This is a genomic window from Pseudoalteromonas sp. Angola-7 (genome assembly GCF_028599255.1).
Lineage (GTDB): Bacteria > Pseudomonadota > Gammaproteobacteria > Enterobacterales > Alteromonadaceae > Pseudoalteromonas > Pseudoalteromonas atlantica.
Genome location: NZ_JAQREL010000002.1, coordinates 76,047 through 88,901, shown reverse-complemented (window position 1 = coordinate 88,901; position 12,855 = coordinate 76,047). Strand labels below are relative to the sequence as shown.

Here is a 12,855-nt window from a genome sequence, read left to right as displayed (position 1 = left end):
AGTGTATGGATTTTAGAGTTATAACCGTGTAACTACAAGCAAGGATGAAATTAATTTAGTAATTTCATCAGCGGCTCTAGATAAGGCCTGTAATTTTCCCACTCCTTTAACGCGGAGGTATAAATAGGCTGCCTTACTTGTTCTGAGCTCGGAGTTAAGACAGGGCGTTTAGTAGCGTGAAAAGAATAACAACTTTGTTCTATTTCTATAGCGCAAAATTCAGTGATTTTTTTAAGTGCAGAATCAAAACCTTCGACAACCTGTTCATATTCAAGCGTTAAAATATGGTTTGGATATAACTGCTTCCAATGATCCATAAGTTGGTAATATTTCTTTATATACGTCGCTAAATTTTCAAAACTATATGTATATGCATGCCCTTCTGAAAATATATGTTTATAAAGACTCCAAGCTGTTGCTCTATTATCGCGTCTAACGTCGATTATTTTAGCGTTAGGAAATAAAGACATAATTAACCCAATATGCTGATAGTTAGCAGGTAGCTTATCAACAAAAATCGGCTTATTAGTTCTCAAAGGCTCAATAAATTTTAGGTAACGGGCTGATAGTTTGGAAAGCTTTTGCTGTGAAAGGCTATCTAGGCCATATGGAACTTGTGACTTGTTTTGTTGCTCTAAAAAGCTCGCTATAGATATTATTTCTGTTAATTCATAGCTGGTATCAACTTTAGAGTGGCTAGCAAGAATTTGCTCTACTAAAGTTGAGCCACTTCTGGGCATGCCCACGACAAAGACTAATTGTATAGAAGAAGGTTTTACTCTGGGCAAACTGTGTATTAAGTCTTTAGTCAAAAACTTAATACAGCGATAGTCAAATTCACTTTGAGTATATTTGATGTGGTTATTTTTTATTTTATTGCCTGCAGCATAGTGCTTATAAGCAGTGTAAAAGTTGTTTTGCTGCTCGTGGGCTTTTCCCAAAGCAAATTGACCCAGTGCTTTTTTATTTTGGTTTGTTAAGTTACAAATCGAGGCTTGTAAATATTTTATTTCGCTTTCACTGAATTTATAGGTTTTAAGATTTGCTAGATTCCAGTATGCCTCAGTATTCGTTTTATCTTTTTCGAGAGCCTTTTTATATAACTGCACCGCAGTGGTTGGCTCGCCAATAATTTTTTTTATATTGCCCATTCTTAATAGGCAAGTAGAGGGGTGAAAACTCTTCCTTTCTAAATCAGCGTATAAATTAAATGCTAAATCAAAATTCATTTGTTTTACATGGCATGCAGCTAATAAACTGATAATATGGTTGGGGAGTGTTTTTTTATCTCTTTTATTAGCTAATTCTATGAATTCATTAAAATGTTTGGTGTGAAAAAGTGCTTCAAAATAACAGTTAACAACAGCAGGTGAGCTCGGGTTACAATGGTAATTGTATTGAGAAACGTTAAGGTAAGTATGCATGTCAGCTGCTTTAAACGCTGCTTTACTAAGCAGCAAAAGGCATCGTTTTTCGTTTGGTACTAATTTTAACAATTTCTGGATTTTTAGCTGAGTATTATGAAAGTCTCCGAGTAACAAATCCTTCTTAGCGCAAGATAATTGCTCGTTAAACCATGCTATCATTTCAAATTGGTCATAGGCTGCGGTTTGTTTTGTTAATTCACCAATTTCTTTATAGCATTTTGATAAGTGGAGCCAAGCTTGCTCTATCTCTGGATATTGAGATGTTATTTTAACTAACTCAGAGATGGCTAGTTTATATTTTTTTGTACTGATCAAAGCTAATGCTTCTTTTAGAATCGGCTCGTTTATCATTTTTACTCATTTTTTATTGATTAAACTTACATTTTAAAAGCTTACTGTAAAAGCTCATAAAGGTTCCATTTTGTATTTAACATCAGGTTTTTTACTATCAGCGAAGGCTAATGATACCGCACAAGGTGTGCAATATGAAATTTGGTTAAGTACTAAACATGGTCCGGTTAAAAGCGTTTCTTCAACGCAACCTGTTCTTTTTTTTATAAAAAGTACGGATGCAAATACAGTAAATGCTATTTTAGCTGCTGAGTCTATTCTTCATGAAATAAAACCGCTTAAATTAAAAAACTTTCAGCAGCAAGATATGTGTGGCTGTTACTTTTACTCACTCAAACACTTTTATAGCGCGAGCAAAACGTTAAAAAGTCGCGGTATTACACTTTATGAAGATGATATAAGGCCCATTGAGCGCTATTTAATGGAGCGCTTTATTAAAGGCGGAGCGTGGATCACGGGTAAACATGTGGATCATGCACATTACACTGAAATTTTAGATGCTAAATTAAAAACCAACGCTGACTATACGCCTGTGCTTTCTAAGTTGTCACTTGATATAGAGTGCAATGAAAGTGGGGTGTTGTTTTCTATTGGCTTGGTAGGCTGTGGTTTAGATTGCGTAATCATGATTGGAGAGCCTGAGCATCACGACCCAGTGATTGGTTATACTATTATATGGTGCGCAGACGAGGTTGCACTATTACAGCAACTTGTAACACTTATTAAGCAGTGCGACCCAGATATTATTATTGGGTGGAATGTTATTGAGTTTGATTTTGCAGTTATTTATGAGCGCTCTGTGGCACTTGGGGTAAAACTATTACTAGGAAGAGGAAACCTTCCTTTATATGTTCGAAAAGGCCATTTTACACGGGTTTCTATTCCAGGGCGCTGCGTAATTGATGGCATTGATACTCTAAAAAATGCCACTTATAGTTTTGAAACTTTTTCACTTGCTAATGTAGCTAAAGAAATTTTAGGCGAGTCTAAATTAATTGAAACTAGTAACAGCTTACAAGAAATTATTCGTCAATTTAATGAAGATAAAATCGCGCTTGCTAACTACAATCGCCAAGACTGCATACTCGTTAATAAAATCTTCGATAAGCTAAAACTTCTCGATTTTGCTGTTATTCGCACACAATTAACAGGCCTTGAGCTGGAAAAACGCGGCGGCTCAGTGGCGGCTTTTGTAAACATGTATTTGCCTTTATTACATCGCAGCGGTTATGTAGCACCTAATATGGGCGACCATGGGCTGACGTTTGAAAGCCCAGGTGGTTATGTTATGGAGTCGGTACCGGGGCTGTATAAAAATGTCATCGTGCTTGATTTTAAAAGCCTGTACCCCAGTATTATGCAAACCTTTTATATAGACCCGCTTGGACTAATAGAAGGGATTGAAAACCCTGAAAACAGTATTGAAGGTTTTAATAACGCATTGTTTTCAAGAGAGCAGCACCATTTACCAGCGCTTATAAAAAGCCTAGCGCTACAGCGCCAGCGGGCAAAAGATAATCACGATTTAATGCTATCTCAAGCGATTAAAATAATAATGAACAGTTTATATGGTGTATTAGGCTCACAAGGCTGTCGTTTTTATGACCCACGACTCTCAAGCTCTATTACTTTGCGTGGTCATGAGATAATGCTGCAAACTAAAAAGTGGATTGAAGAGCAAGGTTATAGTGTTATTTACGGAGATACCGATTCGACCTTTGTAAAACTAACGGATGATTTAAGTGTTGAGGCGTGTAATAAAATAGGTAAACAGTTAGCTAAACACATAAACACATTGTGGCAGCAAAACATACACGCTAAACATAATTTAACTAGCCATTTAGAAATAGAGTTTGAATCGCTTTATAGCCCCTTCTTTTTACCCACCATAAGAGGTAAAAGCGTGGGGTCTAAAAAACGCTATGTGGGGCAGTTAATAAAGCCGGATGAATCAAAATTGGTTTTTAAAGGCTTAGAAACCGTAAGAAGTGACTGGACTAAACTGGCTCAACAGTTTCAATTTGATTTATTTACTCTCCTTTTTGAGCAACCAGAGCAAATTAATGACCTTGTAAACGATTACATTAGTAAACTTTTACGCGGCGAATTTGATCATTTGCTGGTTTTTAAAAAACGTTTAGGTCAAAACTTAACCGACTATCAAAAAAATATCCCTCCTCATGTACAAGCAGTAAAAAAGTTTCAGAAACAAAATAGTGAATTTACGCTAAAAAGAGGTGAATTTGTTACATTTGTTTACACAACCCACGGTGTTGAGCTGTATCAAGGGCTGCATAGCTACGACTATCAAATGTATTTAGATAAACAGATTATGCCGCTTATCGGGATGGTTTCGTTTATTTGTAATATTGAAGTATCAAGATTGTTTCCTAGTCAGTTGCCTCTAATTTAATTGTACCAAATTCCTGTCCAGAAAGCCTGAATATCTATTTGATGTTATAACATTTACTTTAAAAGCCTGTTTTGTACCTACTTTGTTTACATTTGGAATTTAATTTTAAAAAATCATTAACATTAGTTGGCTTTTAAATTGTTTTTGTTTAGTATTTGTATCAGTTATGGTTAACATGCTGTAACAATAATAAATAATTAAATAATAAGTCGCTTCTAACAAGTGGTGACCCAGGGAGAATCAAATGTTAAATAATCAAGTTACAAAAGCAGTGCGCCTAGCCCTTGCTTTTGGTGCAGCGTCTACTGCTGCTTTCTCTGCAAGTTCATTTGCCGCAGAAGAAGAGTCAGCTGAAAAAGTTGAACGAATCGAAGTTACTGGTTCACGTATCAAGCGTACTGATATGGAAACAGCTAGCCCAGTACAAATTACAACAGCAGAAGAAATTGCAGTTTCAGGCTTTACACGTGTTGAAGACATGTTAAACAGCTTACCTCAACTAGAGGCTTCTTCTACTGCTTTCCAATCTAATGGCGCTACAGGTACAGCAACATTAGACTTACGTGGTATGGGGTCGCAACGTACTCTAGTTTTAATCAATGGCCGTCGCGCACAAGCAGGTGGTATTTACACTCAATCGGCTGATGTTAACCAAATTCCAGCCTCTCTAATACAGCGCGTAGAAGTATTAACTGGTGGTGGTTCATCTACTTACGGTGCTGATGCAGTAGCCGGTGTTGTTAACTTCGTAATGGACGACAAATTTGAAGGTTTTGCTGTTGATGTAGGTGCTACGGCTTACCAACATGATAACGACAACGACTACATCCAAGGCCTAATGGATGACAAAGATTTTGATTACCCAACGGGTAGCTCTGGCCTTGATGGTTCATCTTTTGATTTTAGTGCTACTTTAGGTGGTTCTTTCGACGGTGGTAAAGGTCACGCTGTAGGCTACATTACTTATAATAAGCAAAACGAACTTCGCCAAGGCGCTCGTGATTACTCATCATGTGCTCTAAATGCGGCTGGTACGTCATGTGGTGGTTCAGGTAATGCTGTTGTTCCAAATTTCTACGTATCTTCACCAACTGCTGATGGTGCTTTTGATTGGTCTGATTACGACTACTGGACGCTTGACGGTACTGGTGGTTTTGAAGATTCAGTAGGTAACTTATATAACTATGCTCCAATAAACCACTTTATGCGTCCTGATGAACGCCATACGTTTGGTTTATTTGCTGATTATGAAATTAATGATAACTTTCACCCATACGTAGAAGCTATGTTCATGCGTGACCGTACTACAGCACAAATCGCTGAATCAGGTACGTTCTTTAATGAAAACTATAATATTGACTTCGACAGCCCACTTTTAACTGACCAACAGCGTCAAGACTTAACTGACCGCTTTGGTTTAACGTCGGGTGATCAATTTGCTACATACATCGGTAAACGTAACGTTGAAGGTGGTGCTCGTGCAGACCAATTAGAACATAACTCGTTCCGCTTAGTACTTGGTACAGAAGGCGAGATCAACGATATGTGGTCATATGATGCATTTGTTCAATATGGTTCAACGTCTTCTTCTTCAGCTTACATTAATGACTTCTTTGGTCCGCGTATAGCCACAGCTCTATCTGCAAATGGTGAAGATTGTGCAACTAGCGATGGTTGTATACCTTATGAAGTATTTGAGTTTGAAGGTATTACATCAGAAGCGGCCGGTTCTTTAACAGGTACAGCTATTCTTAACGGTGTAACAGAGCAATTTATTGTTGGTGGTTATGTAACTGGTGAATTTGACTTTGGCCTTCCTAGTTCAGATTACCCAATTGCAGCAGTATTTGGTACAGAGTACCGTGAGGAAACATTTAGCCGTACAGCTGATGAAGTATACGCACAAGGTTTATTACTAGGCCAAGGTGGTACTACTAAAAGCTTAAATGGTGAATACGACCTAACTGAGTTCTACACAGAAGTTAGCTTACCTATTCTTGAAGATGCACCTTTTGCTAAGAGCATTGCTGTTGATTTAGGTTACCGCTGGTCTGATTACAGTACTTCTGGTGCTGAGCCTACTTATAAACTAGCGCTTGATTGGAATGTAACGGACGATTGGAAAATCCGTACAAGCTATAACCGCGCAGTTCGTGCCGCAAATAATGGTGAATTATTTGCTAACCAAAGCACAGGCTTATGGGGCGGTACAGATCCTTGTGCTACTGATACTCCTTCATTATCTGCTGCACAGTGTGCTAATACAGGTGTTTCTGCATCTCAGTACGGTAATGTTTCTGCGAGCCCAGCATCTCAGTACAATGGTTTCTTCGGTGGTAACCCTGACTTAGACCCTGAAATTGCAGATACAATAACGTTTGGTATTGTTGCTAACCCATTTGAAGGGTTCAACTTCTCAATTGATTACTGGGATATTGAACTTGAAGATGCGATTGGTGCTATCAATCCTGAAGAGATTGTAACTAACTGTGCACTTACTGGTGATGCTGTTTTCTGTGATAACGTACAAAGAACATCTGGTAGCGGTAGCTTATGGATTGGTGATGGCCAAGTTGTAGCAACTAACGTTAACCTTGGTAAATTACATTGGGAAGGTGTCGATTTAAGTGCAAACTATGACTTTGAAGTAGCCGGTGGCATGTTAAAAGCTAACCTAATTGGTACTTACATGCTTAGTAAAGAGTACGATAATATTCCAGGTGTAAGTGAAGCATATGACTGTGTAGGTACTCTTGATAACAGCTGTTTTGCTCAACCTGAATGGCGACATGTTTTAACTCTTAGCTACGACATGGATACTTACTGGCGTGCAACTGCTAAATGGCGCTACTTCGGTGAAGTAAGCGATTACAGCGGTGATGATACGCTTGCTCAAGGCGGTATAAGCTCACAAAGCTACCTTGACCTTAAAGCTAGCTTCACTATTAATGAATACACTTCATTATTAGTAGGTGTTAATAACGTTTTAGATAAAGAGCCACCTCTTTTAGGCGGTAGTTTATCAACAAATGCTAACGCTATTGCTGGTTACTACGATACGCTGGGTCGTTATTTCCATACAACTGTATCATTTAAATTCTAATTATTTGTGATATAAATAAAGCGAGCTTAGGCTCGCTTTTTTTTATGGAGAAATTTAAGAATGACGCAAGTTAGCTTATCGCAAGCTTTAAAGGAGCTAAACAGTGGTCAAATCAATAAAGGAAAAGCAACACTTAATATATTAGCTGCTAATCAAAATACTGCAGAGCAGGCCCTTATTCTATTATTCAAGGTTTCAATGAGTGAAAAAAACCTTAATGAGGCTAAGCTAATTAGTGAAAGGTTAGTTTCGATTGTTCCAAACAAATTTGATTACATCAATACATTAGTTCAATTGTATTTGTCGAGTGGTGATTCTGATACTGCAATCAGCAAATTAAAAGCATTTATAAGCCAAAACTCTAATCACGCGCATGCTCATTTCTTGCTTGGCAGCTTAGCTCGAAAGTTAGGTAATGGATTTTTAGCTAAGCAGCACCTTTTAAGTGCGCAAGAAAATCAATTTCCCGATATTTATTTGGTAAAATTAGAGATAGCGTTAGTTTATTCTGATTTGTTAAATGATCATAAAAGCGCAATATATTGCTTAGAAGAAGCAATAGAAATTCAAAAAAACAATGTAAATGCTTATTTTAATTTAGCTAATATCTATGAGCAAATGGGCAATAAAAGCAAAAGCTTAGAGCTATTCCAGCAAGTGCTAGTTATAAACCCTAAGCATGGCTTAGCGCATGCTAGGCTTGCTGACATAGTTACATTTAACCTTGCTTTGGCGCTAGAATATGAAAAAGTGAGCCTAAAAATTATTAAGCAAGAAAAAGATAATTCGATAGTGGCTGATTTATATTATGCCCTTGGTAAAGTATTTAATGATATTGCTGATTATAAAAAAGCTTGGGAGTATTATTTTAGTGCAAATAGAGTTAATCGTTCATATATACCGAAATACAATAAATATGAGATTGAAAAACTAACCAAATTAACTTTAGAACGAAAGGAGAAGCCAGTCACTAGCAATGAAAATAGTGAGTTAACACCAATCATAATTTGTGGCATGTTCCGCTCTGGTTCTACTTTAATTGAGCAAATACTTGCTGCATCTGATTATATTAGTGCTGGTGGCGAAATTGACTATATTCACAAAAATTTATTTAACTTAATTGCTAATCCAATTGAGCTCGAAAATACAGCCAGTACAATAGAGTTTAAAGAGGGCTATAACCGTGAGTTAGCGCTTAGAGCTAATAAGAGGGCATTCGTTACAGATAAAAGGCCTGAAAACTACCTCTATATTGACCAAATCAAACGTATTTATCCTAACGCTAAGATTATATGGACGGAGCGTGATATTCGAGATAATAGTTTGTCGGCATATTTTCAACATTTAGGGCCTAGCTTAAATTATGCTACTAATCTTAGCCATACACTACATTACTATACAGCGCAGCAAAAAGTTAAAAGCCATTGGTTAAAAATATATACCAATGATATTTTTACGGTAAACTATGATGAATTAGTTTCAAATCCTGAAAAAGTTCTTATACCGTTGTTTGATTTTTTAGGTATTGAATATAAAGATGAAAACAGCACATTCCATGAGAAAAGAAATATTGTAAGTACAGCGAGTGTGTGGCAAGTTAGAAAGCCCCTCTATACTTCTTCATCTGGTAGATATAAAAACTTTAGTGAGTACATTAAGCAAAATATATCTGAAAAGGAGTTTGAAGCGTTTTATAACTTGTCGCTTTAATACTTATTTACAATTTACAGCTCTCAGTAGAGAGCTGATATAATCTAATTCTGCGTTGACAAATCTTTCATCTCCACCGAGGCTCTGCTCTTTTCTCTATTAATTTTAAGCTTATAAAGTTTACTTAGCACCTCCAAAGGAAATTGCGTTTGAGACTCTATTTTCTCTGAAAAAAACTTGCTAAATAGCTCCCATTAACAGCACCAGCACATTGCACAGCACTATGGGAAGTCCACTGAATTAGCTTTTCAATCATGGCAATATTATATAAGTTTAACCAATAGGCGCGCTGTTCATCTAGGCTGAGATCGTTCAGAGAGCCTTGAACTGGGACATTTTCTAGACTTAAACGAATTTTTTAAATCCACTTTTAAGACCTGTTTCTATAACCTCTTCAAAATAAAAGCGAGTGGCTTATAATGCTTTACGCTTATTTCTAGTTGATCTTATTCTTGTACCTATAGACTCCATTGACTTTAAAGCCGTTCTGTCCGACATCCATCTACAACTGTTAAGTCGAGGAGCTGGTTAAATCAGTATAATAAACCTTTATATCCCTATTTAAGCTCAAGTCCGAAAACTCTTCTGGAAGTATAAAGCCATCAGCTAATACTGGATTTTAATCTAAAGTATAGGCATAACATCGCATGGAACAGTTAAACGTGGTTGTGTACTTTTTAAAGGATATGTACCGTGCCATATATAGCTAGGAAATATAATCATTTGACCTGTTTTAGGGCAAATACTTCGCGCTATCTCTTCTCTTTCTTTAAGGTTTAAACACGTTTCCCCTAGTTTTAACCAGCCACTTTTATTAGTGTCATTTTCATTTAATTCCTTGGGGAGAGAAATATAACTTGGTGCCGATAACCAGCCAGCAGGGTGTATATGGTTTGCATGAAACCCTTTGTTACCTAACTTGACTGACCAACTTCCATTCACTTTAAATGCATTATTATTTCTTGAACACAGAGGGTGTTTTTGGTCTTTTGGCAGATTAGCTAAATAGCTTGTTATGCAATTATTCATAGAATGCTTAAAGTCGCTTATTAGCTTGTTACTTCTAAATAAGAGGTGCCCCTCTGTTTGGGTACCACTTCTTACACTTTGATCAATCAATTGTGTACTGTGTGCGTGTAAATTGAGTAATAGATCAGTTAAATTTTCTAAAAATTGTCCGCTAGTGCTATACCCTTTTGGTTTTTGAAGCTCAAAAACTTTTACGTATTGATCGTAATTCGTCAGCCAATAATATTTATCGTTAGCTGATAAGCGCCACGCGGTGCTTAAGTAAGCCCAAACTTCTTGATTAAAGTAATCGTATTTTAAAGCACTTTCTAATTGTCTAATTGCTTCTATGTAGTCTCCATTTAATATAAGGTAGTGTGCTAAATCTATTCGGTACCTGCTTTCTTGAGGTACTTTTTTAACTAATTGATTCAATAAATTAAAAGCTTTTTCATGGTCATTAAGTTTTCCTAATACCACGCTATGCGCATGAACTATTGCATGATCATTCGGAAATAGTTTTAATGCATTAGTTGAAACATCCAAGGCCGACCCATAGTTATTTGACTTTATAAGCTGCGATATAAAAGAATGTTCAATTACAGGGTGAGGTTCGTATTTCTGCTTTACTAATTCATAGCTATTTAAAAACAACTTTTTATTTTTCGTTGAGTGATAAAGCCTATTAAGGCTTTCATGTGCAGGAACATAATAAGGCGCAATTGCTAAGCATTTATTTAAATAGCGCTCACACTGTTGGGTATTATTTAAATCTTTATAAATACAGCCTATTAAAAATAATATTTCTGGTGTGGTACTTTCCTTTTTTTCTATATTTATTAGTAAACCTAAAGCCTCATTAAAGCGTCCCATACTCCTTAAATTACAGGCTCTTTTATAGCTTATATAAAAGTTATTTTGTTGTGCTTCAGGTAGCATATTAATAATATTCTCAATTATATCTAACTCACCTAACGCCTCATGTAGCTCTATTTTCAACCATATAAACCTAAACTCTAAATTAGTTGGTGTACTTATTAATTTCACTAATCTTTTAGCTTCAAGTAAGTGATTTAATTTTATTAATGCTTCTAGTTTATTTAAGGAGAGCTTAGCTGAAACAGTTGTCACTGTTGTGTTTAGTAGATTTAAACAACCCATAAAATCGCCCAACTTACAAAGTAGTCCGGTATAGTTTTCTAGTAATGAAATATTTGTAGGGTTGTTTTTTAGTGCGCATTGGTATATTTCAATGGCTTTATCATTTTTATCCAAAGCAGTTAAACTAGCTGCTTTTAGTAAATGGGCGTCTAGATGTGAAAGCTTAAACTCATCAATTATATCAAGAGATTTTTGGAAGTTTTTTGTATTGTACGCAGTAAGAGCAGCTTTAAATTTCTGCATATAAATTACACCCTGTTTATTTTTATATTAACAGGATGTAAAAAATATTTGAATTTTAATTTTCGTTTTTATCAGTTGATAAGTCCTTAATATTGACTGTACCCGAATTCTGCTCATTTTTTAGTTTTAATGCTTTTAATTTCTCAATTTGATCAGCAGAAAACCGACCAAAATCCATTGTTTTATTAGTGATTGAGTCAGAAATAAAGTTTAGGTTTACAGCTCCAACTCCTGAACCACTTCCTTCAGCGCCCTTTGGATAAGCAGAGTTACTTACTACCGCATTAAGCATAGCTGCGTTATTAGTGGCTGAAGAGCCACCAATAACTCTCTCAGTTCCAAATATATCTGTAATGCTCCAATCTTCAATTTTAAACCTAATCGACTTAGCATTTTTTACGTCGTATCGCATACTAGTATCTACATATTTTTCTAGGTGGTAATGCAGATCAGTCTCGAAATTTTCAAATAAAGGTTTTGTTTGCTCGAAATATTTTGAAACGTAAAGTCTATTTTTTTTCCCAATGTATAAACCTCTATTGGAATTAACAAATTCGTCACCATTATCTTCAAGCTGATGAAATACCTTTTTGCCGGAGTATGCTTCGGCTCTTAAATTAGGACTGCCAATATTACCCTGGTAAAAGCCATAAATAACAATAGGCTTATTAGTGAATTTTTTAAAAACTATTTTTTGAATATCATTTAGAGACAATGCATGTCCTGAGACAGATAAAAACTTTTCTTCTAAAATGCTATTTTTACCAAAGAGTAACTTTTCAGTGTCTCTAACGGGGTAGTGTTTGAGTAGTTGTTCAACTACTGCGGTGTTGTAAAGGTTTAGCCAATAAGCCAACTGTTCATTTAGTGATAAGTCATTTAAAGCTATCTCATTGGGTAAGCTTTCTAGGCTTATACGTATTTTATTAAATCCTTCACTTATTTCAGACTTACTAACTTCTTCAAAGAAAAACCTGTTAGCTTCGTTTTTTGTATTTTTCTTTCTTGACGAACGCATTTTTGTGCCAATCAACGCTTGCGATTTAGACGCTTTTTTTCTATCCGAACGGCCAGTATCTAAAACGGTCAATTTTAGAAGTTGGTCCAAATCGTCGTAAGAGACGGTAATATCATTATTGATACTAAAATCAGCAAACTCCTTAGGTAAGCCTTCAACACCTGCAAAAGCAAAACCGCTAGTGGTAAGGCAAAGTAGTAATAGCCATTTATACATTTTTATTTTCCTTTCTAATTAGATTAATTATTCAAAGTACAAATTTCACTCTAAATACATTTTATACACTTAATGCAAACAAGGTGAAACTAATTGTTAACTAAGGTTGGTTTTTATCGTTGGTTTTTGTTGGTTTGCCGTAGTGTTTTTTAAGTCTATGCGAGAAGCCTGAATTCAACAATAATGTATATTTCGCAACAGTGAT

Annotated in this window: 6 protein-coding genes; 3 read left to right on the top strand and 3 right to left on the bottom strand. The window is 35.9% G+C overall.

All coding sequences use genetic code 11. From position 1 onward, the window contains the following. Window positions 1-50: 50 nt before the first annotated feature. A complete protein-coding gene (locus PSH50_RS02995; protein WP_273586121.1) occupies window positions 51-1,778 on the bottom strand; it encodes a sulfotransferase in 1,728 nt (575 codons plus the stop codon). A gap of 70 nt (window positions 1,779-1,848) precedes the next feature. Between PSH50_RS02995 and PSH50_RS02990 the strand changes: the two genes are divergently transcribed. The 3 genes from PSH50_RS02990 (at window position 1,849) to PSH50_RS02980 (ending at window position 9,004) form a co-directional block, all read left to right on the top strand. Next, window positions 1,849-4,191, top strand: coding sequence for a DNA polymerase II (locus PSH50_RS02990; RefSeq protein WP_273586120.1), 2,343 nt, complete (start codon window positions 1,849-1,851; stop codon window positions 4,189-4,191). A gap of 244 nt (window positions 4,192-4,435) precedes the next feature. Then, on the top strand, window positions 4,436-7,294 hold the full coding sequence (locus tag PSH50_RS02985) for a TonB-dependent receptor (RefSeq protein ID WP_248462442.1): 2,859 nt from the start codon (window positions 4,436-4,438) through the stop codon (window positions 7,292-7,294). 60 nt (window positions 7,295-7,354) lie between these two features. Continuing rightward, the gene (locus tag PSH50_RS02980) at window positions 7,355-9,004 is read left to right on the top strand and encodes a tetratricopeptide repeat-containing sulfotransferase family protein (protein WP_273586119.1); all 1,650 of its coding nucleotides are present in this window, start codon (window positions 7,355-7,357) and stop codon (window positions 9,002-9,004) included. A 624-nt stretch (window positions 9,005-9,628) separates the two neighbouring features. Here the strand turns inward: PSH50_RS02980 and PSH50_RS02975 are convergent. Then, window positions 9,629-11,416, bottom strand: coding sequence for a putative 2OG-Fe(II) oxygenase (locus tag PSH50_RS02975; protein ID WP_273586118.1), 1,788 nt, complete (start codon window positions 11,414-11,416; stop codon window positions 9,629-9,631). Between the two features lie 55 nt (window positions 11,417-11,471). Beyond that, window positions 11,472-12,650 (bottom strand): DUF547 domain-containing protein, encoded by a 1,179-nt coding sequence (locus tag PSH50_RS02970; protein WP_273586117.1) that lies wholly within the window; start codon window positions 12,648-12,650, stop codon window positions 11,472-11,474. Window positions 12,651-12,855 lie beyond the last annotated feature (205 nt).